Annotated in this window: 20 protein-coding genes and 1 pseudogene; 9 read left to right on the top strand and 12 right to left on the bottom strand. The window is 63.0% G+C overall.

What is annotated here, in order from left to right; all coding sequences use genetic code 11:
• Positions 1-233: 233 nt before the first annotated feature.
• The 7 genes and pseudogenes from NP3_RS31015 to NP3_RS47150 form a co-directional block, all read right to left on the bottom strand.
• Entirely contained in the window at positions 234-578 is a 345-nt protein-coding gene (locus NP3_RS31015; RefSeq protein ID WP_063045152.1) for a DUF2399 domain-containing protein, read from the bottom strand.
• Positions 579-628: 50 nt separating this feature from the next.
• Positions 629-1,346, bottom strand: a pseudogene (locus NP3_RS49350) (MmyB family transcriptional regulator); the annotation flags it as partial.
• A gap of 366 nt (positions 1,347-1,712) precedes the next feature.
• On the bottom strand, positions 1,713-2,543 hold the full coding sequence (locus tag NP3_RS31005; protein WP_157124671.1) for a TetR/AcrR family transcriptional regulator: 831 nt from the start codon (positions 2,541-2,543) through the stop codon (positions 1,713-1,715).
• Positions 2,544-2,880: 337 nt separating this feature from the next.
• On the bottom strand, positions 2,881-4,089 hold the full coding sequence (locus NP3_RS31000; protein WP_157124670.1) for a hypothetical protein: 1,209 nt from the start codon (positions 4,087-4,089) through the stop codon (positions 2,881-2,883).
• Positions 4,090-4,108: 19 nt separating this feature from the next.
• Entirely contained in the window at positions 4,109-4,948 is an 840-nt protein-coding gene (locus tag NP3_RS51645; RefSeq protein WP_084509213.1) for an alpha/beta fold hydrolase, read from the bottom strand.
• Between the two features lie 42 nt (positions 4,949-4,990).
• The gene (locus NP3_RS30995; protein ID WP_169814610.1) at positions 4,991-5,821 is read right to left on the bottom strand and encodes an acyl-ACP desaturase; all 831 of its coding nucleotides are present in this window, start codon (positions 5,819-5,821) and stop codon (positions 4,991-4,993) included.
• A gap of 89 nt (positions 5,822-5,910) precedes the next feature.
• Positions 5,911-6,594, bottom strand: coding sequence for a lysophospholipid acyltransferase family protein (locus NP3_RS47150; protein WP_084509211.1), 684 nt, complete (start codon positions 6,592-6,594; stop codon positions 5,911-5,913).
• 406 nt (positions 6,595-7,000) lie between these two features.
• On the opposite strand from NP3_RS47150, the gene NP3_RS48340 reads away from it, so the two are divergent.
• From NP3_RS48340 to NP3_RS30980, 4 genes are all read left to right on the top strand, one after another.
• Entirely contained in the window at positions 7,001-7,147 is a 147-nt protein-coding gene (locus NP3_RS48340; protein WP_157124669.1) for a hypothetical protein, read from the top strand.
• Between the two features lie 921 nt (positions 7,148-8,068).
• A complete protein-coding gene (locus tag NP3_RS30990; RefSeq protein WP_063045148.1) occupies positions 8,069-8,983 on the top strand; it encodes a TIGR03619 family F420-dependent LLM class oxidoreductase in 915 nt (304 codons plus the stop codon).
• Positions 8,980-9,309: a hypothetical protein gene (locus NP3_RS30985; RefSeq protein WP_063045147.1), complete on the top strand. Its 330-nt coding sequence runs from the start codon at positions 8,980-8,982 to the stop codon at positions 9,307-9,309. The genes NP3_RS30990 and NP3_RS30985 overlap by 4 nt, the downstream gene beginning before the upstream one ends.
• Complete coding sequence (locus NP3_RS30980) at positions 9,309-9,878, top strand: Dabb family protein (RefSeq protein WP_063045146.1); 570 nt, start codon at positions 9,309-9,311, stop codon at positions 9,876-9,878. The genes NP3_RS30985 and NP3_RS30980 overlap by 1 nt, the downstream gene beginning before the upstream one ends.
• Before the next feature lie 191 nt (positions 9,879-10,069).
• On the opposite strand, the gene NP3_RS49345 is transcribed toward NP3_RS30980, so the two are convergent.
• Positions 10,070-10,447, bottom strand: coding sequence for a phage tail protein (locus tag NP3_RS49345; RefSeq protein WP_063045145.1), 378 nt, complete (start codon positions 10,445-10,447; stop codon positions 10,070-10,072).
• A gap of 347 nt (positions 10,448-10,794) precedes the next feature.
• Between NP3_RS49345 and NP3_RS30970 the strand changes: the two genes are divergently transcribed.
• Positions 10,795-12,000, top strand: a complete 1,206-nt coding sequence (locus tag NP3_RS30970; protein WP_084509207.1) for an AI-2E family transporter — start codon at positions 10,795-10,797, stop codon at positions 11,998-12,000.
• Between the two features lie 53 nt (positions 12,001-12,053).
• Here NP3_RS30970 and NP3_RS30965 read toward each other — a convergent pair whose 3' ends face one another.
• Both NP3_RS30965 and NP3_RS30960 read right to left on the bottom strand, forming a co-directional pair.
• A complete protein-coding gene (locus tag NP3_RS30965; RefSeq protein ID WP_063045144.1) occupies positions 12,054-12,452 on the bottom strand; it encodes a hypothetical protein in 399 nt (132 codons plus the stop codon).
• Between the two features lie 349 nt (positions 12,453-12,801).
• The gene (locus NP3_RS30960) at positions 12,802-13,476 is read right to left on the bottom strand and encodes a hemerythrin domain-containing protein (protein ID WP_063045143.1); all 675 of its coding nucleotides are present in this window, start codon (positions 13,474-13,476) and stop codon (positions 12,802-12,804) included.
• Positions 13,477-13,532: 56 nt separating this feature from the next.
• On the opposite strand from NP3_RS30960, the gene NP3_RS30955 reads away from it, so the two are divergent.
• From NP3_RS30955 to NP3_RS30940, 4 genes are all read left to right on the top strand, one after another.
• Complete coding sequence (locus NP3_RS30955; protein ID WP_063045142.1) at positions 13,533-16,838, top strand: ATP-binding protein; 3,306 nt, start codon at positions 13,533-13,535, stop codon at positions 16,836-16,838.
• 35 nt (positions 16,839-16,873) lie between these two features.
• Positions 16,874-17,329 (top strand): nitroreductase/quinone reductase family protein, encoded by a 456-nt coding sequence (locus tag NP3_RS30950; protein ID WP_063045141.1) that lies wholly within the window; start codon positions 16,874-16,876, stop codon positions 17,327-17,329.
• Positions 17,330-17,528: 199 nt separating this feature from the next.
• Positions 17,529-20,837, top strand: coding sequence for a protein kinase domain-containing protein (locus tag NP3_RS30945; RefSeq protein WP_063045140.1), 3,309 nt, complete (start codon positions 17,529-17,531; stop codon positions 20,835-20,837).
• A 593-nt stretch (positions 20,838-21,430) separates the two neighbouring features.
• Positions 21,431-21,865, top strand: coding sequence for a nuclear transport factor 2 family protein (locus tag NP3_RS30940; RefSeq protein ID WP_063824958.1), 435 nt, complete (start codon positions 21,431-21,433; stop codon positions 21,863-21,865).
• Positions 21,866-22,099: 234 nt separating this feature from the next.
• Here the strand turns inward: NP3_RS30940 and NP3_RS30935 are convergent, their stop codons facing one another.
• Positions 22,100-22,411, bottom strand: a complete 312-nt coding sequence (locus NP3_RS30935; protein ID WP_063045139.1) for a hypothetical protein — start codon at positions 22,409-22,411, stop codon at positions 22,100-22,102.
• A 167-nt stretch (positions 22,412-22,578) separates the two neighbouring features.
• A partial coding sequence (locus tag NP3_RS30930; protein WP_157124667.1) for a zinc-binding dehydrogenase occupies positions 22,579-23,182 on the bottom strand: 604 nt, incomplete at its 5' end.

The raw sequence follows: 23,182 nt of genomic DNA, 5'->3' as shown, positions 1-23,182 counted from the left end.
GACGAATACGCGCGCCGCATCACCGGCCGGCGGCATGCCGGTGGCGTTACGCCGACCCGCGGCGCGATCACGCCCCCGGTGGTACGCAAACTACCTCGATCTGGTCCTGGAACGGGACGTGATCGAGATCAGCCGACTCCGCCAGCGCGAAATGCTCCCCCGACCAAGCCCACGGTGATGGATGCTGTGCGCCGGGCCGCGTACAACTTGATCTTCGGCTCCCCGGCTGCCGGTTACTTTTCCGCAACTCGAAGGCTGAGCCGCTCGAGCGGCGGGGTCGGTGCCAGATCGGTCAGTAGATCGTCGAGCACTGCCTCCTCCTCAACCTGTTTGCCGAGTTCTCGCATCGCATGTCGCAGATCCGGATCCCAGGTCGCGGTAACCGGTTTGCCAGTCAGTCCGGGGGTGTCGGTCACGGCCGCACGGTACTGCTGGTGATCGAATCGCCATGGGGCCCAGTCGAATCGGCCGCGCAGGAAGTTGGCGATGGCGATGCCGTACCAGTCGAAGTCACCGTGGTAGCGCAAGCGGGCACTGTTGCCGCGATCCCTCTCAGACCCCGCGGGACACGTGGTCATTGAACAGTTTCGATGCCCCGGCGGTTTCGTATGTCGATAAACCGAGCGGTTCACGGTTGGCCGGTGGATTCACGGTTCTGGTCGATGGTGGCGGCCCAGGTGGCGAGGAGTTTGAGGGCGTCGGCGGTGGGTGTGTTCGGGGATGCGGTGTAGACGAGCATGGTGAGGCCAGGGTGGGCGGGGAATTCCATGGCCTCGAATTCCAGGTCGAGGCGGCCGACGACGGGGTGGTGGAGTTTCTTGTGTCCGGTGCGGTGGAAGCGCACGTTGTGGGCGGCCCAGCAGGTGCGGAATTCGTCACTGCGCGTGGACAGTTCACCGATCAGCTCGACGAGTTAGCGGTCGTTCGGGTTGCGGCCGGCCTCGGAGCGCAGCATGGCGGCGACATCGTCGGCGGCGCGTTCCCAGTCGAGGAAGAAGTCACGCGAAGCGGGGTCGAGATAGACGAAGCGGGCGGTGTTGGCAGGGCGGCGAGGGTCTGCGAGCAGCGGGGCGTAGAGGGCGCGGGCCAGTGCGTTGGTGGCCAGGTGGTCGTGGCGGGCGTTGCGGATCCAGGCGGGTGCGTCGGTGATCGCGTCGAGCATGTGCTGGATGGCCGCGGTGACGCCGGTACTCGTCTTCGAGCGGCGTTGCCGCACGGGGCGTGGGGACGGCGGCGCGGGCGAGGTCGAACAGATGGGCGCGCTCGGCATCGTCGAGTTGGAGTGCGCGGGCAAGGTTGTCCAGAACGCTGTCGGAGGCGCCTGCGAGGTTCCAGACTGAGATGCGCCAGACCCACCGTGAGGCCCGTCTCCCGCAGCATCACTACGGCGATATTGAGCAGGTGTTCTTTCAGTTCGGCTGCTGACAGTGCCGGGTGCGCTTCCGGCGCGCACCGGTCGCCCATGTGAGCCCGTCGTAAAGTTAGGCCAGGTTCATCGTTAGACACGTTCCTCCTTTGAGTTATGCATAGGAGTCCCCGGCCTTGTTCTACGGCCTGCAGACTGGGATGCCGTCATAGATTCCCATGGCGAGAGCGGTCGGCACGGGGCAGGGATCCGTTCCCAGGCGCAGTGGGAATAGCAGCGAACGGGCCTTGGTCCACCGAAGATCGTCATGAAGCCGCGAAGGCGGCATCCGCGTCGGGAGTTATTCCTATGGCGGCGAGGAGCGGGCCGATTCCTCACCGAACGCTGGGTCTGGCTCTGTCATGCCGTCGACCACGGCGAGGAATCCGACGGCGGCTATATGCCACTCGGCGGCTTCTTCTGTGAGACCGGGCATCATGACCGGCGTACTCACGATGACGGGATTGGTAGACTGGCGGCTGATATAGCCTTCGATGACCGATGAGCCAGTCAATGCGAGGGTCGTCCCGCTGTAGCCCCGCTTAAAGCGCAGACCCAGCTGCGGAATCAGATCCTCGTAATACTTTGCCAGTCGGCCTTTGAACTGTTGTTCAATGCCGCGCAGGACCACCAATATCCGCTCCTGATCGGCACCAACCAGGCTCGGCAGCGTCGCGACTAGCGCGGTGAAGGTGCGATAGGAAAGGGCGGTACTGAGCGCGGCGACGTTACGCGCGACTGCTTGACGTACAGCCTCGCGCAGCACAGCCCGCCTGCCTTCCCGTGTCGCCAGCAGATCCTGGTGTTTCTCGATCACAGCCTCAGCCACCTGGAGCGTCTCCTCGTCAAAAGCACTGTCCTTGGCTGCGGGTTCGATCATCTTTTCCATCAGATCGAGATAGAAGGCTTCTTTGGTCTCCCACTCGCGGTATACGGAACTACGCGGCACGTCAGCAGCACGGATTAGTTCCTCCATATTCAAGTGCGCCAAACTGACGGTCAGCCCCGTCTCCTGAAGCATCTCCACGGCGGTATCGAGGAGGCGTTTACGCAGGTCATCCGACGACAGGCGTCGTCTTTTGCTGGTCCCTTTCGCCCACGAGCGATGTTCCTCCAGATGAGGTCTGGCATGAGACACTGCAGTTCCTTTGCTTGAGACCGACCGTCCAAAGCTTCATATCTCAAACCTGGAACCTTTGGTCTTTAGGTAAGGCTCTCATGCTCTTGAAAGGCGATCAAGCCGGGAAGTCGAGCACAGGGTGATGGCCCTGGGGCTGCCAGCCTCAATCCTCGTGCTCCTGGTGTGATCCGTTACGCCAAGTGAGATGCCGACTGTGCAAAATCGCTGGTCATAGGAGCACTCCGGCTCTCGCCAGTCGGGTTGTGTTCATTGATGCTGCGGACGAGTAACAGATGCCATGGTTATCGTGCATATCCAGATCACCCTGCATCTTGACGTGGAAATATCGAGTCAGTTACAAGATTAGAATCAGCAAAATGGGAGCGACAGCTAAGGAGTCTGCAGTTGACGCGAGTATGAACAGGGATGTATCACGTAGTGATCTGAAGGGCAGCCTCGGTATGTTCCTGATCAGCTCGATCCGCCCTGAAAATGTATCCTCGATCGCGATACGTTCGTGCTCCGGGAGGCTTGGATCAATCGCGAGGATCTGACTATCAAGTCGTGCGATCTCGCGTGTCTTGTAAGCGGCAATTTTGGGCCCAATGAAGAAGAAGGGAAATAGTAGGAAGATCGGTAGTGTGAGAAGCCACTGAAACGCGGCAACCGATAGGGGTCCAATGAATGCTCCAGGAGGAAGGGTGAGGCCGACGGTAATTAATCCGACTCCGTGGATGACAATCTCGGTGTAGGTAGCTGCAAGAAGTGTCCGCATTGGCCGCCAGCCGAAGTAGCCATCTACGTTGGAGGCATCGGCACCAAATTGTATTGAATGTCGCAGGGACCAAAAGGTCCATATTACTCGCAGGCCGACCAAGTTCTGCTGGCTGATGAGATAGAGTCCCCAAGTCCCCATCAGTATGTAAAAGATCGGGCCGATCCAGTTTGTATCGGGTGACGCCCACCATGACGTATATGCACTCTTCGCCCATGCCTCTGATGGGTTCCCGCTCTGGAAGAGATGGAATACGCCGAAACGTGATTCGGTTGTCATTACGGCGAACATTGCAATGGCGATGGTCAACATGATCCACGGGCCGAGACGACCGATCCGCTCGAAGTCACGATTTGCCTTAGAGACTTCGAAAATTAGGACATCTCTGTCTCCTGGCTGCGGAAGGATGATAGTTCCACGTCCGAGCATGTGTGTAATTAGTTCTGCGTACCCGGACCACTGCCTGCGAATCAATATTGGAGTGACGGCCAGGATGAGAGCCGCCAGGACCGAATAGATGTCGCGGGTTATTGGGAACTCGGCACTGTCGTCTAGATAGCACATTCCTGATTCGGCAGGTTCGAGTCCAACTATATGACGAAGATCTGCGCAGATGCGGCCGACGGATTCAACGCCATGGAATTGCAAGATGAAAACAGTGAGCATTCCGATGGCTACTATGGCGAGCGGAACTGTCGCAAACAGCGGCGGGCGACTCGATCTTGACACTGGATACAAAAAAGAGACTTCCCCCGGGTACGGGTTAAAATCTGGGATCGGAGTTGTCATCGTTATCAGCGGTGCGGTGTCATTGCTTACCGATCCAATCCCTGATCAAGAGAGACAGCTCTCTTGGGTGGTCTTCCGGAATCCAATGCGTTCCCCTCTCTAGCGTCTCAAATCGAAATGTGTCCGTCACGTGCTGTCGTGTCAGCCGCGCGGCTCGCTCGCTAATCGCAGAATCGTCGCTTCCCCACACGTAGAGCGTTCGAACATTGATTGATGCGACAAGTCTCCGGTCGAATATTTCATACGGTATAGCGCGGTACCAATTGACAGCCCCCCGCAGGCCGCCTTTGTCTGTTAGATACCGACTAATATACCTGTCGGCAAAGGATGACGTTAGCCCCATACGTTCGAGCCATCGGCGCCCGACCGAGCCATTCTTGGCCAGGATCAACGACTCCGGAACGAGTGGGATCAGAAAAAATATAACATACCAGGAGAGCAATGGTTGCCGACTTGAAACCAACGACTTTACATACGCGGCGGGATGTGGCATCGAAATAATAGTGAGCGAATGCAGCCGATCTGAGCACGTCCCTGCCATAGCCCAACCGACGCTCCCCCCCCAGTCGTGCCCGACGAGGTGCACCTTGGATGCCTGCGCAGCGTCACATAGAGCCAGGATATCGCCAACCAACTCACTCAACCGGTAGTCCTTTACGGGGGTTGGCCTAGCCTTTGGTGCGTAGCCGCGCTGGGTCGGCACAAGTACCCGGTAACCATCGTTTGCGAGAATGCGAGACACCGTATCCCAGGTTTCCGAGCCCCCTGGAAATCCGTGTAGTAATATCACCACCTCCCCGCCGGTTGGCCCTCTTTCGGTGACATCGAATATCAAACCGTCGCGAACAAAAGTCTCCATTGTTCAAGTATACAATTTTAGGCTGAAAACTGCTTTCGTAAGCTAGATGGGAATCGACGACTGCTTCTGGAGCGTAGTTTCGCAGCGCATGAGAAAAGGTTTCATCAACTCGATACCAGACAGGCCAGGTAAGGACCCGCAGAGTTCGTCAAGACGCGTATATCTCTCGATGAGATCGGTACCCATCAAAAGAGGAGAGAATGTTTGGACCCACCGCTCGCATCCGAGCAAGTCGACGCCCGGGGCGCGCCAGTTCTTTTCCATGACAAGTCTCACAAATCGCTGACATCTAGGATCGTCCTTGAGCACCGCCTCGGCTCCAGCACGATAAAATCGCATGTGACGGCCTTCTTGGCGAGCGATCTGCCCGAGGATATCTTTGACAAATGATTCATCAACTAATTTTGATGCTGCGTTGTACGATGACAATGCGACATATTCCTGCACGCTCCCCATGGTGAGATAGGCGGCCAGCATTCCCTTTGGATAGGTTCGGCCAAGCAGGTTAAGTAGCGGTAGTGATGTAACGCGTTGTCGGGCGAGATAGCTTTCACTGTGCCCTCGGAGCAGCTGTCCACTGCCATAGTATTCACCTATCGCAGAAAGCGCCCGCACATGCTCGGACTCCTCAGCAAGCCATATCGCATTGAATTCCTTGATGGCGTTCAGCCGGCTGACGCCGCTGTGTCGTATTTTGACTTGCATATAGAATGAAACGTCTTCGATACCGGCTAGAGATGAAAACATTTGCGCCAACGGCGCATTGTCGATCCCCTCAATATCTTCGAACTGACTATTCCAGCTGACCGGACCCCAGCCCCGCAGGAATGTGCCAAGATTCTCATTGAGAACATCTTCGTAACTGTGTTGCACTAGGAGTCTCCCCATCGAGCTATTCGCGATATTTTGGTGTGTTCATCAACCATCATCAGATCGGGCTATCGGTCAAACCGAGAGCAAAGCTAATTCCGTAGCAGGCCCCTTTGTGTCACTGCGGTGGTAGTGAAGGTGGCGGCGTACTCGTCGACGTAGTGACGGTTGGCGAGAGCGGCGAGGTCCCGCATGAGCTCGTTAGTGGCAACCCGAACAGCATGCTGCTCGTCGGTGTGCGAATAGTGGCGTGGGGCGCCGAAGATGATGTGTACCTTACCGAATCGCCAAGCACGACCCCGTGGATCAACCGTGTCTGTTCCAGACAGGGCAACCGGGATTACCGGCGCGCCAGTCTTCACAGCGACCCGCAACGTACCGGTGCGACCGCGGTAGATTCGGCCGTCAGGAGATCGAGTGCCTTCCGGGTAGATCGCCCAGATGCCTCCCGATTCGAGAATCCTTGTGGCTGCTCTTAGTGCATCCTGGGCGGCAGTGCCACCACAACGGTCTACCGGCACCTGTCCGCAGCTCGTGTAGAACCACCGGTTGAACCGTCCCCGAAGGCCGGTGCCGGTAAAGTACTCTCGCTTCGCCAGGAAAGTAACGCGGCGACGTAACACCACTGCCAGGTACAGCGAGTCGATTGCCGCTAGATGGTTAGCCGCGATTATCACTGGGCCATCCTTCGGAACATGTTGCAAGCCTTCAATTTTCGGACGGCCGAGCAGCCACAGCGGACCGAGCAAGCTATAACGGATCAGCCAGTACCACACGTGAAAGTTCCTCCCCGTGGTGAGAGCGTTGACAAATGTCTATCGCGCATCAGGTCGTGCGGCCAGCGATCGCAGTAAGTCACCTGGCGTCAAACCGTCGGAGTAAGTAAGTGGATGGAATGGGTCCGGCATCGCCGATCGGTTCCCATCGGGATCCGCCTGCTCCCGCTATCGGCTAGCCGATCGTTTCGCGCGTCATCTGTCTGGCGTCGAGATTACGGCCTCCGGATTTGGAGCACAAGACTCGATACTTGCAGTCTCAAACTTGATGAACAGTGTCGCGGACCGACCTACAGCTGTCTACGCGCTACTCATCCCGCGACACTCCAAATCCCCCAGGTCGCAAGCCCATCCGACGACCACCACGCCTCGACAGCTGTTCGTCGCTCATCGTCGGGTAGCAGCGATGTCCTACGGATCCCGCCTCGCCATCTTTCCCACCGCATGCCCGCCCGGCCTCACCACCAACATCCCGCGGAACGCCAGCACAGCCATAAAGATCAACCACCCCACCTATGGGATGGCGGTCAGCAACGGCGGCACCGCACCTTAGCCTCGCCCAGTTCGGCGGCCGGCTGGGGCTTTTCGCCGCAGCAGGTGTTGCACCAGCGATCGGACGCTGGCGGTCACCGCAGCCCGTCCGGTTTGGACGGATCGACACTCGGTGGCATCGGAATCCCGCTGTAACGCAAGCTCGCCCAGCCCAGGGCTGGTCAGCGCGGCGAAAGACGGCGAACCCATCACCGCCCAAGGACCACATCCAACTACTCACAAACGAGCCCCACCCAATCACCCTCTAACCACCACGGTGCCGGTCGCCAACAAAAAGCGACCGGCACCACCCACAGCAGCTCCCACCAACAATTTCACCTACGCCACAACACATTTGAAGCAGACAGCCGAACCAACCGACGGAACCCCACACCAGCCTCCACCGCTCAGCTACTAACACCGAAGTAACGAAAACTATTGCAGATCAATAGAATACAGAATCTCAGAGCACGATCACTGAGCCTGTGCTACGCTGCAGCGACGCACAATAGAAGTACTCGTGCACACACTGCACCAATATTGTTGCGGCTCCGTGATCGATTCCCCTCTCGCGCACCTCTCTAGCACGCATTTGTGTCAATGCCTGACACGAATCCGTGTTCGAACCCCTCTTACACGGCGTTCTCACCGGCGATGCTGCTCGGTGCTGGCCGGATGCGCGGACCGGCGGGATCACCGACCACGTTTGCCTCCAGTGCCTCTGACGACGCCGACGCACAGGAACAGCGCAGGGCTCGCTCGTCACCCCGACCAGCCCGGAAGTTGCGCCATAGTCCCCCGATATCGGCTTCGTATCCCGTTTGACCTGTGGGTCTTGCTCAGCGAGATTGGCCACGTATGCGATGGCCGTCACACTGCAGGCTCGATTCGGCAGCCCGCAGCCGCGGGTTCCGGATAGTTCGAAAAGGATGGAGCCGCGACCATGGTTCGAATCGGCGTATTGGCACCTTATGTCGACGGTCTCATCACCTCTGGTGGATTTCTCCGCGACTTCGCGGGGACGCTGGAGGACTGCGGCGTCGAATCGTTGTGGACCGTCGAGCATGTGGCGGTAGCCGAAAGCTACGAACCGCTGTATCCATATTCGGACGACGGACGAATGCCCGGTCCGGAAACCGGAGTCGTCCCGATGACCGATCCGCTCGAGACCATCGCCTTCGCCGCGGGTTGCACGACCACGCTGCGGTTCGGCACCGCAATGGTCGTCGCGCCCCTGCACAGCCCGGTGGTGCTGGCGAAACGCGCCGCGACCATCGACCTGCACTCCGACGGCCGACTGTTGCTCGGATTGGGCATCGGATGGCAGAAAGAGGAATACGCCGCCGTCGGCGTGCCCTATCGCGCGCGGGGCGCTCGCCTGGACGACTGCATCGGCGCGATGCGGACCCTGTGGGCCGATGCTCCGGCGAGTTTCCACGGTACCCACGTGTCCTTCGACGGACTGCACTGTGTGCCGCAACCGGCTGGCGGCGCGATTCCAATCGTGTTGGGCGGCAATAGCGAACCTGCCGTGCAGCGAGCAGCTCGACTCGCCGACGGTTGGTTCCCCTACACCATCGGTCCCGAGGACTTCGCGCTGCGAGCCGACCTGATCCGCGAGACCGCCGACGCCGTCGGAAGGGCCTCGGATGCAGTCGAATTCACCGCTTGGCCGGGCTCGTGTGACATGACACGCGAGTTCGACCCGGACTTCATCCGGCCGTATGTGACAGCGGGCGCTTCCCGACTGGTGATCAATCCGCCGTTGCTCGGCCCGGAATCGCTACTCGGCCCTCGCGGCCTGGACGGCCTGCGCGACTACCTCGCCCGGTATCAAGACACGCTGGAGAAACTGTGAAACCCCTGATCGACGTCGTCAACGTACTCGATGTAATAGCCCTCCCGGCAGACCACGTCGATTCGTGGCTGCAACGCTGGCATGCCGACTACCTACCTCACGCGCAGGACCAGCGTGGCATGCGCGTCGTGCGCGTATGGCGGTCCTACCCATCACCCGACACCGTCTCGATCCACATTCTGTGGGAGCTCGACGGCGGCTACGCCTTCTACGGTATGCGCAGCGGGGCCGGTGCTGATCCGGGGGTGGACCGATTCTGGGTCGAGACCGACGCCATAGCCATCACCCGCGACCGCCGCACGCTTCAACCACTGGAGGCGAACTGATGACCCGCTGGTTAATTCGTACACCGGTCGATAACGGGGTCGTGTTACCCGAAGCGGGAACATCCTCGGTGCGTGTCTGTTCGGCTGGGCCGGATCTGCCCGGCAGCGTCGGCGGACTGGGCATGACGTGGGACCTGACCGCAGATGTCGAGCCGTGGCAAGCACTGCCCGGCCTGCCTACATCAGCCGATATCGTGGCGCTGACACCGGTTGCGTCGCAGCGGGTCGCGCTATCGGGGCCGCGAGTCAAACGGACCCTGCTACTGCGGGTCCGACCCGGCACACCCAAGCACACCGTCACCAGGTTCGAAGCGGACCTCACAGCGATGCCCCGACACATCCGCACCATTCACTCGTGGGCACTGAGCAGAACCGACGCCGCCGCGGGCTGGACGCACGCGTGGGAGCAAGAGTTCGCCGACACCGACGGTCTCAACGGTGAATACCTGCTGCACCCCTATCACTGGACCTGCGTCGATCGCTGGTTCGACCCGGAGATTCCCGACGCCATCGTCGAGCCCGCCATCGCCCACATTTTCCGTTGGGCCGACAACCCCATCCTCGGGTAGAGCAAGGCTCCGCCTCGGACGCGGCATCCCAGCGACAGCCTCGCCGAGGGACTGGGCGAGATCGTGCGCGTGGGTGCGGCGGCGCCAGCTCGCGGATGATGGACAACTGGGTCGGCCCGCCGCAGACCAGCGCGGGCCGATCCAGCGCCGAAGATCCGGCTAGTCGCGGAAACGACGCCGAGCGAACTGTGCTACTCGATTCTCATCTCTTCGTAGGCGACGGTGACGCTCTCACACTCCGGCTCTGCGTGCTCAGCGTCGAGCGAAGGCTCCGTCCAACTGGTCGGCAGGGCGCGCAGCAAGCGAATTCGCCGACCAGGCTTCTTATCAGAGTCCATCACGGTGATGGTGATGTCCTCTCTGGCGGAATCCATGCCGCCGTCGGCCAATGTTCGCTCGATCCAATCGGTGAACGCTTTGCTCCGATCAAGCCCCCGGGTGATCCGCACCTCCCCCAGCGTGCCCTCCGACGGCGTGCTGATACCCCGCACGTCCTGCACCGTTTCCACCCTGAAATCGCCCAGATCGATGGCGAAGCTACGGCTGTCGGCCTTGTCCTGGATTTGCATGTCGACCTCCTGGATTCGTAACCGGTTGGGTTCTCTCTCATGAGGCAATGCCAATCGAGAATACGGTGTGGCTCGGGCAACCGGAGTGCGAATTCGCCGAGGCACACCATGGCCCTTGCCGTCCTGGGGATCCGACCGTGGTGAGCGGCTGTTTCCGGGACCGGCCTGTGGGTAGGTCGACATGCAGAGGTCGAGTAAAGAGCGGCGGTTGGCGATGAAACCGGTCCAAGTCGAAACAGTCACCCTGGTGCACACGAACATCGCCGCGCTGCGAACGGATTCGAGTCCCGCCCGCACGAGGGGGATGGCCCGGGTGCGGGGCCCATGTGTACGTGGGCGTCGATGCCATGAATGAAGACACCGACCCAGAACCCGAGGAGCGCCGAACCCCGGACGGGACGGAGCAAGGCCACCGGGACTTGGTCGCGCAACCGCACACCCCCGGCGAGGGCGGACCGATCCTTACCGCGGAAGCGGCGGCGGCGCGGGCCAGCACGGCGCAGAATCCGCTGGGCAAGCCGGGGCGACGATTCGATCCGCGATCGCCGTTCATGGTCGGCATGACAGGCGCGGCCGGAGTGGCGGTGACCTACGGCGCGATCCAAGCACTGATGGCCGTAAGTCAAGTGCTGGTCTTGATCACCATTGCGTTGTTCCTGGCAATAGGGTTGGAACCTGTCGTGTCGTGGTTGGTTCGGCCGTGGTTTCCACGATGGGCCGCCGTGACCGCGGTGTTTCTGGTCGCGATCGGCTTGCTGGCCGGGTTCCTCGCCGCCGCGATACCTCCGCTGGTCACCCAAGGTAACGCGCTGGTCCACAACGCTCCGGACTACGTCGACCATCTTGCGCACCGATATCCACTCATCGACACGCTCAACACACGCTTGCATCTGCAGGACCGACTCCAGCAGTGGCTCGGGTCCGATCCCTCGAAGCTGGCCGGTGGTGTCCTGGGCGCGGGCCGCCTCGTATTCAGCATCGTCAGCGGCACGGTGATCGTCGCGGTGCTCACCGGCTACTTCATGGCCAATTTCGCACAGGTTCGAACTTCGATCTACCGGCTGTTTCCGCACTCGCGCCGAGCTCGAGCGATCCTGATCGGCGACGAGATCTTCGTGAAGGTCGGCGGCTACATCCTGGGCAATCTGGTCATTTCGGGGATAACCGCGGTGTTGACATTCATCTGGCTGCTGATCTTCGACGTGCCCTATCCGCTATTGCTGGCCGTCCTGGTCGCCGTCTTGGACTTGATCCCGGTAGTGGGTTCCACGCTGGCCGGAATCATCGTGGCCCTTGTCGCACTCACCGTGTCCCTGCCCGTCACGGTGGCCACCATCGTCTTCTTCATCATCCTGCGGTTGTTCGAGGACTACGTACTTGTGCCCAGAATCATCGGCAGAACGGTGCGGGTGCCTGCGGTCGTGACGGTGGTGTCGGTGCTGCTCGGTGGAGCCTTGCTCGGGATCGTCGGTGCCCTGCTCGCCATCCCGGTCGCTGCCGCGGTGCTGCTGATCATCAGTGAAACGGTGTTGCCGTCTCTGGACGAGCGCTAGCTACCCGCGCTCGGCTGGATGCCGGGGGCGGCGGACCGATTTCCTGGATCAGATCAGGGGTTTTGGGACGGCGCTCCGGGATCGGCCCCCTGCTGCTTCGCACCTGGTTTCGAGTCCGGATCGACCTTATCCGCGCGCTCCCACTCCTTGTCCAACTCGGTTCGCGAATCCGCAGCCGCACTGCGATGCACATGCGCCTGCTGGGCGAGCTGCTCGGCCTGCGCCGCCTTGACCTGGCCTTCTGCCTTTGCCGCCCGGCTTCTGGCGGCAGTCTCCTGCGCCCGCGCTTCGCGCTGACCGACCTCGAATTCCCGTTCGGCCGCGCGGTCACGGATGCCCTGGGCTTCGACCCGCTGCTGTTCGCGCCGTCTGCGCATCAACACCCATGCGCCGACCACAAGCAAAACGACAACAACAACGATCACGATCACGATCACAACGGTGGTGCTCATCTTCCGACTCCTCGCACTCACCCCCCTTTCTTTCCTAACGCCACTCGACTACCCCGGAACTGCGTAAATATGTGATCGGACACCTGAGACCGCTCCGCCGCGTAGGTATCGCCCTGCGGGGAAGGTCTCTGGGCCGACACAGGCCACTCTGATGCTGCTCGAACAACGCATGGTCGAACGCCGCGACCGTCCGGACTGAACAAGACAGCAGCGCCGCTCGCAGCACGCGTTTGGTGTCACCGATGACAGCATGAGGTGTTCGAGTCGCTCCTCTGATAGGACGACTGTGTCGCGGCCGACCCGACATCGACAATGGTCGGATCGGCGCAGGCCGGTCTGCGCCGAGGATCTATTGGGGATCTGTCCCATAGATCGAGCGGTACTCCTTGGCGAAGGCGCGGCGACCGAGCAGGCGCCAGGCGAATCTGGCGGCGAACGGCATGTCGGCGAGGAACTTTCGGCGTTCGGCGTGCGGTACCCCTTGCAGGATAAAGCCGAGGAAGACCAACTGCCGGTCCTTGGGCACGGCGGCGCGTCCCCGTTCGCCGAGCGCCGCCCATTCGCGAGCGGACATGACGCGCCCGGCGAGCGGCAGGACGAGTGCCTCCTCCTCGGCCATATGCTCGTCGAGGGCGGCGGCGAGCGACGACAGCGTGGCCACGAGATGCCCGCGCGCCTCCGGAAGCGCCGATGCGGCGAATTCCTCGGCCTGGCGGTCCGCGCGGGCGATCAGTTCGGCGATCCGCTCATGCTGTTCCTCCATCCGCAGAATCAGTGCGCCATCGGTCTTCGCCCGCCCGAGCAGCAGTGGCCACATCAGCTCGTCCTCGCCGGCGTGGTGGTGGTGCAGGCCGGTATCGAGTTCGGTGAGGAACTCGACGATGCGGCCCGCGCGAGCGGTATCGCCGTCGGCGACATCGCCGACGAGGCCGGGCAGCGCGTTGAAATGGCGGCGAAAGGCGTTGTGGACAAGCACCATGTCAGCCGTATCGGGGTGTTCGGTGGTCTGGGTCGCGGTGTTCATGGTTCTCACTGTGTGTCGATCCGCTTGTAGCGCACTTGCAATAGACTTGGCCGGTCATGGTGCGGATTCAGGTGCTCGGTTCGCTGGCCGCGCAAACGGAGCGCGGCAGCGTCGATCTCGGTGGCCCACGCCAGCGCGGTGTGCTCGCCCTTCTGGTCGTGGCCCGCGGCGCGGTCGTACCGATCGACCGGCTGATCGACGATCTCTGGCGCGGTGAGCCGCCGCCGCGTGCCCTCGCCGCGTTGCAGGTCTACATTTCGCACTTGCGCAAGCTCCTCGAGCCGGGTCGGCTGCCCCGCTCGGCGGCCACCGTGCTGGTGAGCCAAGCACCGGGATACGCGTTACGGCTCGCGCCCGAGGCGGTGGACGCCTGGCAGTTCGAGGCCGAACTACGCAGCGCGCCAACGGATTCCGCAGAACGACGACGGATTCTCGAACAGGCGCTCAGCCGATGGCACGGCCCGGCATTCGCCGAGTTCAGCGACGAATCGTGGGCACAACCCGAAGCGAACCGACTCGAGGAACTACGCCTGGCCGCGCGCGAGCGACTGGCCGCGACACTGGTCGAACTCGGTGACCCGACCGCCGCTGCCGCGGAAGCGGATGCATTGACGAGTACGCATCCGCTGCGCGAGGAGGCGTGGCGTATTTCGGCGCTGGCGCGGTTCCATGCCGGGCGACAAGCGGACGCGCTCGCCGCGCTACGTGCCGCCCGCGACGTACTCGCGGACCAACTCGGCATCGACCCCGGCCCTGCCCTGGTCCAACTCGAGGCCGATCTGCTGGCGCAACGCATCCCCGTCGATCTACCCGCACCGGTTTCATTTCCGTCGCCGACAGCCGAGCCCTCTGCGGCGCATTCCGAATTCGTCGGCCGGACAAGGGAACTGGATGAGCTGCGGCGGGCGGCACGAGCGGGCGACGCTCCTCGTGTCGCGGCCGTGATCGGGGAAGCAGGCAGCGGCAAATCCCGCTTGCTGCAGCGGTTTCGGGCCGAGCTGGCGGCCGACGGCTGGCGTGTGGTCACGGGCCGCTGCCCCGAGGAAGACGGCGCACCACCGGCCTGGGCTTGGTTGGAGGCGCTACGTGAGCTCGCAGGCACGGTCGATCCCGGCCGATACGCCGAGCCACTGGAGCCGTTGCTCGCCGATCGGCGCCGCGAGTTCGGCGCCGATGCCTCGGTCGGGCGGTTCCTACTGCATCGCGCCGTCGGTGCGTACCTGGACGAGGCGGCACGACAGCGACCGCTCGCGGTATTTCTCGACGACCTGCACCGCGGCGACTCCGAGACGGTAACCCTGCTCGCCAGCGTGGCGCAATCGGCCTCGATCCTGATCGTGATCGCCTACCGTCCCGACGAGATCGGGACGCCTCTGGAAGACGCGCTCGCCTCGCTGGCCACCGCGACCGCAGCGCGAATACGCCTGCGTGGCCTGGGTTTCGACGATGCGGCGGTTCTCATCCGGTCGGTATCGGGACACGACCCCGATCGGGCAACGATCGAGGCACTGGCCGAGCGCACCGACGGAAATCCCTTCTACCTCACCGAAAGTGCTCGTCTACTCGCCAGCGAGGGCGCGCTCGTGGCGACTTCGGAGGTACCGGAAGGCGTCCGCGACGTGCTACGCAGGCGCTTCGCACGGCTACCCGAAGTCAGCGTGTCGGTCCTGCGCCTCGCCGCGGTGATCGGACGCGAATTCGACATCGACGTGCTGATCGGCGCGGCCGAAATCGACGAGGACAAGGTCCTCGATGCCGTGGAGGCGGGCGTGCTCGCCGAACTGCTCGAGGAACCGGATCCCGACCACGCACGCTTCACGCACGCGCTCGTCCGTGACACCTTGCTCGGTGATCTGTCCCGCATACGGCGACGCCGCTGGCATCTGCGCATTGCCGAGTCGATCGAGCGGGCCCGACCGGACGACCTGTCGGCGCTCGCGCACCATTTCGGGGAGGCGCTCACCGCAGCGACGGCACGGCGGGCCGCCGACTACGCTCGCGCGGCGGGTGAACAGGCCGAACGCCGATTCGTCCACGATGTCGCGGCCGAAAGCTACGGTCGCGCCGTCATCGCGCTCGAACGGATCACCGGCGCCGACACGACGGCCGAGCGGGTCGCCGTGCTTTCGGCTATGAGCAGGAGCCATCTCGCCGCTGGCGCCGGCCTGCCAGCTCGCGATGCACGCGACCAGGCGGTATCGGCGGCCGACACGCCCGAATTGCTCGTCGAGGCGCTCACCGCATGGGACACGCCGACTCCCTGGTTGAACCGCGCGTACGGGTCCGTCGACCAGCGAGTTGTTGCCGCCATCGACAAGGCGCTGCGGACACCCGGGCTCACGCCGCAGGCGCGCTGCAGACTCCTCGTCGCGCTCGTCCGCGAGATCGGCGGAGAGCTGCACGAACGAGCACGCGAGGCGGCCGAGGAAGCCGAAGCGCTGGCACGTGGGATGAGCGATCCTGGACTGCTCGGGCTGGCCTTGCAGGCGCGAACCTCTTTGTACGACACATCAATTCCGCTCGCGGATCGTGAACGGCTCGCCACCGAGTTGATTCGCCTCGGCGAGGACAACGATCTTCCCGCCTTCGCGCTGATCGGCCGCAACGCCGCATTCCAAGTCGCCGCGGCCGGTGGCGACGTAGACCGCGCGAATACCGAACTCGCGGCCGCGACGCTGCTGGCCGACCGCTACCAGTGGCGTCAGGCCCAAGCCGCGAACACCATGGGCCGCGCGATGATCGCCCACCTGACGGGGAATCTCGAAGCGGCGGAGCTGCATTATCAGCAGGCCCACGAATTGTTCATGCGCCACAAGGTCTTCGATTCGGACGGCAACCAGCTGATCGCCCTCCTCACCATCCGCCTCACGCAAGGCCGGGTCGGTGAATTCGCACCGCTGCTCGCCGAAATGTTCACCCAACTCGGAAGTTCGGGCAACGATCTCGTCGCCGACCCGCTCGCGTTGGCGCTGCTGGCGACCGGTGACCGGCGCGGCGCACGAGCGGCAACGCAGGCTCGCCGCCCGCTGCGTAACGACTTCTTCCGCTCGCTGTTCCTCACCGTGCGCGGCATGGCCGTCGCTGGTCTCGAACAACGCGCCGAAGCGGCGCAGGTGTACCAGCAACTGCGCACCTACACCGGTCAGATCGGCGGCGCGGACACCGGCGCACACGCCGTGGGACCGGTCGACACCGTGCTCGGCGACCTCGCGGCGCTGCTCGGCAAACCCGACCGCGCGGCCGAGCACTACGCCGCCGCGGAACGCATCGCCCGCCGCTGTGGATGCCGAGAGTGGATCACCGCCGCGCACAACCGCGTCGGTTTACAAGTCGACTACAAGTCGCGCCCGGAAGCTGGGTAGCAGATCACGCATCAGCCAGCAGAAGGAGCGCCGCCATGCCGACCGACCGTCAGCTCAAGACCTTGACCACCATCCACCGCACGGTGATAAAGATCAGCGGCGGCATCCTCGGCACAACCTTCAAAGGCATGCCGACCCTCACGCTGACCACCATCGGCCGCAAATCCGGCCGACCGCACACCGTCGTCCTCACCGCACCGATCATCGACGGCGACACAATCGTCATCGTCGCCTCCCGCGGCGGTGATCCCACCAACCCGGCGTGGCTGCACAACCTGCGCGCGAACCCCGCGGTCCAGGTTTCGCTCGAGCACGGCCCGAAGCGACCGATGACCGCTCGCGTCCTGTCACCGGCCGAGCGGGACAAACTCTGGCCCGAGGTCATCGCAGCCCACCCTGGCTACGCCGACTATCAGAAAATGACAACCCGAACAATTCCTCTTGTCACCCTGAAACCACCCGCCGATGAGATCGACGCTCCATCGATCTGATAGCCGTCGCCCGTCACGTCATCGGCGTTGGCCTGGTCGAGGGCGGTGGGCGTTGTCCGGGGACCGCCCGAGGTAGGCCCGTGACTCGCGACGCGGACGGGCGGACCTTTCATCTTTGCCAGCGATACGCTGGGCATTGTCGAAAGGGAGCGCATGGCGCCGATGTTCGCGTACCTGCCGAGTGGATTGCACGCCGCTGATGACAGCCGATGATCCATTTCGGACCCGCCGCGACGCGGTCACACCCGTCGCGGATGATTTGAGCGCGTCCGGTTTCGCCGACGCCGAAGAGGTCGGGCGAGGCGGTTTCGGTGAGGTCTATCGCTGCAGGCAGGTGGCGCTGGATCGCACGGTGGCGGTGAAGGTGCTGACCGCGGAGCTCGACGAGGAGAACCAGGAGCGGTTCTTTCGCGAGCAGCGGGCGATGGGGCGGCTGACCGGACATCCGAATATCGTCACTGTGCTCCAAGTGGGTGTCACCGCAAGTGAACGTCCCTATCTGGTGATGCCGTATCACCCTTTGGATTCGCTGGACGCGTGGATCCGTCGGCAGGGACCGTTGCCGGTGCAGACCGTGTTGTGGATCGGGGTGAAGATCGCGGGTGCGCTCGAGAGCGCCCATCGGCTTGGCATCGTGCACCGTGATGTGAAGCCGGGAAATATTCTGCTCACCGATTACGGCGAGCCAGCGCTGACAGATTTCGGCATCGCGCGCATTGCCGACGGATTCCGAACGACCACGGGCATCGTGACCGCGTCTCCGGCGTTCACCGCGCCCGAGGTGCTCGGTGGCGACGACCCGACGTCGGCCGCGGATATCTACGGGCTCGGTTCGACCCTGTTCTGCGCGCTCACCGGGCATGCCGCCTTCGAACGCCGCCGCGATGAGCAAGTAGTCGCCCAGTTCCTGCGGATCACCAGCCAGCCGGTGCCGGACCTGCGCGAAAGCGGCATACCCGATGACTTGTCGGCGGTGGTGGAATCGGCGATGCAACGGGATCCACAGCAGCGGCCGTCGGCGACTGGAATAGGCGAGGCCCTCCGGCAGGTACAGCTGCGCCACGGATACCCGGTCGGCGAGATGGCGCTGCACGTGAAACCAGCCCCAAAGCCGTTGGACTACGCCTCGGCGATGCGGGAATGGGGCCCGCCGCCGACGGCTGAAGGTCACGGCAGCATCGGCGAGTTGCCATTGGAGCTCACCAGTTTCGTCGACCGACGCACCGAGACGGGCGAGGTGAAAAATCTGTTGTCCACCTGCCGACTCGTGACATTGGCCGGGATCGGTGGCGTCGGCAAGACCCGGCTTGCGCTGCGAGCGGCGGCGAACGCTCGACGCGATTTCACCGATGGGGTCCAGGTTGTCGAACTGGACGATGTGCGCGACCCATCGATGCTCATCGACGTCGTCGCGGCCGCCCTTGGCCTGCGGGACGATTCGGCCCGGTCGACGCAGGAAGTGCTGGTCCAGTTCCTGCAATCCCGGGAAACGCTGCTCGTTCTGGACAATTGCGAGCAAGTGTCGGCGGCTGCCGCGGAGCTGGTCGAGACGTTGCTGATGGCCTGTCCGGATCTCCGGATTCTCGTCACCAGCCGCGAACCGCTCGACATCGCCGGGGAAGCGGTACTGCGGGTGTTGCCGCTGAGCGTGCCGGACCCCGACGGTGAACCGCCGCTGCGCGGACTGCCCAAATACGATGCCGTGACATTGTTCGCCGACCGCGCCGCGGCGGTGGTGCCCGGCTTCGAACTCACCGACGACAACAAGGCCGCCGTGGCCGGAATCTGTTCGCGGCTGGACGGATTGCCGCTGGCGATCGAACTCGCGGCGGCACGGATGCGCGCCATGTCGCCGCACCAGATCCTGCAGCGGCTCACCGACCGATACGCACTGCTCACCCGCAGTAGTCGCACGGCACCCACCCGGCAACAGACACTCCGAGAGTGCATCGACTGGAGCTACCAGCTGTGTACGCCGGTCGAGCAGCGGATGTGGGCTCGGCTAACGGTATTCGCCGGTGGTTTCGAGCTCGACGCCGCCGAATGCGTGTGTGGTGCCGAGTTGGCGCCGGAGAGTGTGCTGGACGCACTGTCCTCCCTGGTGGACAAGTCCATCGTGAATCGGGAGGAACCCGAAGGCGTCGTGCGCTTCCGAATGTTCGAGACCATGCGTGACTACGGTCGGGAGAAGCTGCGAGAGACCGGCGAATACCGGGATCTGCGTCGACGCCACCGCGACTGGTACCAGCGGCTGGCATTGGACGCCGAGGCCGGGTGGATCAGTGACCGGCAGCTCGACGTGCTCGCTCGACTCGATCGCGAACAGTCGAATCTGCGGGACGTGCTCGAGTTCTGTGTATCCGACGACACCGCGGAATCGGCCGAGGCCGGGTTGCGCACCGCCGCCGCGTTATTCGTGTACTGGAGCTTCCGCGGACGGTTCGGGGAAGGCCGACGCTGGCTCGACCGCATCCTCGACCACCCCGCCGCGCACTCGATACCCGATCGCGTCAAAGCACTGCATACGAGCACCTACATGGCTGCGGTACAGGGCAATCTGCAATACGCGGCCAGCCTCGTCGAGCAGGCATGCGCCCTTGCCGAACAGGACCCCGCACCCACCACCGAAGCGCTGGCCACGGCTGCCGACGGCACCCTGGCACTGTTTCGGGGTGAACTCGATCAGGCGATATCCGCACTCGAGCCCACCCTCGCGGTATTCGAATCCAACGCACGAGGCCCCCTGTACATCTCGACGTTGTCCAATCTCGGATGGGCACACGCACTCCGGGGAGACACCGGACGGGCCATCCGGTATCACGAGCAGATACTTTCGATCACCCAGGCGTGCGGCGAATCGCTGTTTCGATCGACCACACTGTGGGGCATCGCCATCACCGTATGGCAGCAAAGCGAGCAGTCCCGCGCACAAGAGTTATTACTGGAATCGCTACGAGCCAACCGGCGCGTCCGCAGCCCTGTCGTCGCGGCGCTGGCAATCGAGGGACTGGCCTGGACCGGCGCCGACGACGATGGCGAACGCGCGGCCGTCCTGATGGGCGCCGCCGAGCACCTGCTGCGCTCCGCCCCAGGTGTCACCACTTTTTTCACGGAGCTATCCCACTATCACGACGAATGCGAGCGCCTCGTGCGTCGCGCACTCGGCGACCGCGCATTCGACGCCGCCTTCCAGCGCGGACAAGCCATGGGGATGAACGCCGCAGTCGCGTACGCCCTGGGAGAACCACCGACCACCGAACCACACGACTCCGGACCGACCCTGACCAAGCGCGAACGCGAGGTCGCCAACCTTGTCGCCCGAGGATTCACCAACAAACAGATCGCCGCAAAACTCGTGCTCTCCCAACGCACCGCACAGCACCACGTCGAACACATCCTGAGCAAACTCGGCTTCACCTCCCGCACCCAGATCGCGGCCTGGGTCATCGACGAGGCCGAGCGAGAGCCGGACTCTGGATCCCACGGCGGTTCCGGCCCGACTCGCTGAACGAGATTCAACCGAACCGGATAAACCGGAATCGCATGCCGCATATTCAATGTCCGCCGCATTTACAGCCGCACAGCATGCGGTATTGCCGCTGCCCCCGCCTCGGTTGCGACTCCCATGGCTCGCTCTGTCAAATCCGCCTCCCGGTGAGCGAGATGAAAGCGCACTGATCTGCTCTCGCGGATCCGATCGAAATTTGCCGTTTCCGCACGAGTTCTATTTCTTCCGCATTTCCTTTTCTGGGTGCTAAAAATGTCACCGGCGCACGGCACAGGTTATACACACCTCCTATTATCCGAGGTAAATCGATTTGAGCTCCTTCGGCTCAGGAACACAGCAATGCACGAAATGAACCACGCGTGCCGCACGCCGAATGGAGGAAATGCTTTCGGATCAAAAACATCACCGATCAGGGTTCCGCACGGACCAAAGCACTGAGCTGCTCGATCCTGCCGACCAACCACTAAAAGTCATTCGAGATATCCCACTCGAAGAGGAGAAAAGATATGTCTGTAGAAAACCATCGTCGATTCCTGGCCAGACCGGGCGAGCGACGTGCATTGCGCGCAGCTATCACGTTGAGTACGGCGACAATGCTCGGCGCCGTCGGCATCTCGATCGCCGACGCCGAGCCGTCGCCACCCCGAGCACCCTCGGGCGCCTTCTCGGCGACCGACACGGTCGCGGACATCGAAGCGATCAAGCAGCTCAAGACCAGCTACTTCGCGGATATCGATGCGAAAAACTGGGACGCCCTGCGCGAACTCCTCGCTCCCGACATTGTGGTGGACACCACGGGCAGCGGCGGCCCCATCCTTGTCGGCAGGGACCCATTCATCGCCTTCCTGAAGCTCACGCTCGGTGCCGCCAATACGCACCATCAGGGCTTCGACCCCGCGATCCAACTGACGTCCGCGACGACCGCCGAGGGCGACTGGAGGTTGGAGGATATTCTTATCTGGGGCGGGACTCTCGGAGTGCACGGCTATGGCAATTACCACGATCGCTATGTGCGGTCCGAGCCCTGACCCCGACCCAGCCGAAGTACCTCCCTACCAACGACAACCGCGCATCTCTCGATGCGGCGACCACCCGCACGAGGGCGTCTTCGCGCAAGTCCCGCGCTATCGATTATTCGATAACATTTGACGAATAATTGAGAGAACTTTAATGCCGCGACGGCGGCGGGTCAAGACCATGTTCCCACTGCGACCGAGCGCGCCCTGTTCCTCAACAGGATTGGATGGCGCCCGGCCTTGTCGTCAGCGCGCTCCACACGTCCCCGTCGGGGTGTACTGACAGGGGTTCTCGGTGCGACCTCGGTACTGATCGTGGCCGTCACTGTTGGAGCGTGCCCCGTAGCCGTAACCACTGTTGCGCTGACTGTGGTCATTACTGTTGGGGCGCGTTCCCGCCCCGTAGCCGTGACCACCCCCGGGACTGTGCGAATCCCGCGGCCCGGCCGAGGCCGCGAAAAGGTGCGGCGAGGCGATCGTCATCAGCACCAGCGCGATGCTGAAAAGCGTCGCAATCACCACACGACGCACCGTCCAGAACTTCGTCGCGATCTCCATGAGACTTCTTCCCCTCAATTAACGTACCGCTATATAACGACACATTAATCGATGGTACGTCGCAGGGGAAGGCTCCGGCCCGGATTCGTGCACATCAAATCGCCCGCCGACGTCTCCGAACAGACCTGATGACCTGCGACGATCGGCAATGCGCCAAACCTGAAGAGTCAGACCGTGAGGACCATCCGGTATCGTGCCCGTCCCTGTTCCATCGCGGTGTATGCCTCGGCGGCTTGATGCAGCGGCCGCTGTTGGATTCGTGTGCGCACGCCGGATTGCACCGCGAATTGCATCGTTTCCTCGATATCGCGCGCGGTGCCGGAGGCGTGGCCGGTGACGCTGAGTCCGCGGGTGATCAGTTGCATCGGGCTGATCGGCAGTGGCTCGGCGGAGACCCCGATGGTGATGAGCTCACCGCGCGGTAGTAGCCCATCGACGGTTTCGCCCATGGCTTTCGCGTTGCCCACGGTCCCCAGGACAACGGACACGCCGCCGAGTCTCCGCAACGCTCGGCTGACCTCGTCGGCGGTCGAGTCGATGTAGTGGTGGGCGCCGAGGGCGCGGGCGTCTTCGGCTTTGTCCGCGCCGCGGGCGATCGCGATGGTTTCGAAGCCCATCGCGTGCGCGAATTGCACGCCGAGGTGGCCCAGTCCGCCGACGCCCAAAATGGCGACGCGGTCGCCGGGTACCGCCCGGGTTTCGCGTAGCGCGTGGTAGGTGGTGACGCCGGCGCAACCCATCGGCGCGGCCTCGGCCAGGGAGAGCGCGTCA

Origin of the sequence: Nocardia pseudovaccinii NBRC 100343, assembly GCF_001613225.1 — a bacterium.
Classification (GTDB): Bacteria; Actinomycetota; Actinomycetes; order Mycobacteriales; family Mycobacteriaceae; genus Nocardia; species Nocardia pseudovaccinii.
The sequence above is the reverse complement of the archived record's forward strand: the minus strand, read 5'-3'. Positions and strand labels throughout refer to the sequence as shown.

Coding starts and splice junctions, on each gene's coding strand:
- NP3_RS51645 (WP_084509213.1), bottom strand. CDS start 4,948: ATGGAGACTTTTGTTCGCGACGGTTTGATATTCGATGTCACCGAAAGA.
- NP3_RS30960 (WP_063045143.1), bottom strand. CDS start 13,476: ATGAACACCGCGACCCAGACCACCGAACACCCCGATACGGCTGACATG.
- NP3_RS30950 (WP_063045141.1), top strand. CDS start 16,874: ATGCCGACCGACCGTCAGCTCAAGACCTTGACCACCATCCACCGCACG.
- NP3_RS30945 (WP_063045140.1), top strand. CDS start 17,529: ATGACAGCCGATGATCCATTTCGGACCCGCCGCGACGCGGTCACACCC.
- NP3_RS30965 (WP_063045144.1), bottom strand. CDS start 12,452: ATGAGCACCACCGTTGTGATCGTGATCGTGATCGTTGTTGTTGTCGTT.
- NP3_RS30970 (WP_084509207.1), top strand. CDS start 10,795: ATGAATGAAGACACCGACCCAGAACCCGAGGAGCGCCGAACCCCGGAC.
- NP3_RS31015 (WP_063045152.1), bottom strand. CDS start 578: ATGACCACGTGTCCCGCGGGGTCTGAGAGGGATCGCGGCAACAGTGCC.
- NP3_RS49345 (WP_063045145.1), bottom strand. CDS start 10,447: ATGCAAATCCAGGACAAGGCCGACAGCCGTAGCTTCGCCATCGATCTG.
- NP3_RS48340 (WP_157124669.1), top strand. CDS start 7,001: ATGTCCTACGGATCCCGCCTCGCCATCTTTCCCACCGCATGCCCGCCC.
- NP3_RS30955 (WP_063045142.1), top strand. CDS start 13,533: ATGGTGCGGATTCAGGTGCTCGGTTCGCTGGCCGCGCAAACGGAGCGC.
- NP3_RS30940 (WP_063824958.1), top strand. CDS start 21,431: ATGCTCGGCGCCGTCGGCATCTCGATCGCCGACGCCGAGCCGTCGCCA.
- NP3_RS30980 (WP_063045146.1), top strand. CDS start 9,309: ATGACCCGCTGGTTAATTCGTACACCGGTCGATAACGGGGTCGTGTTA.
- NP3_RS30990 (WP_063045148.1), top strand. CDS start 8,069: ATGGTTCGAATCGGCGTATTGGCACCTTATGTCGACGGTCTCATCACC.
- NP3_RS30935 (WP_063045139.1), bottom strand. CDS start 22,411: ATGGAGATCGCGACGAAGTTCTGGACGGTGCGTCGTGTGGTGATTGCG.
- NP3_RS31000 (WP_157124670.1), bottom strand. CDS start 4,089: ATGACAACTCCGATCCCAGATTTTAACCCGTACCCGGGGGAAGTCTCT.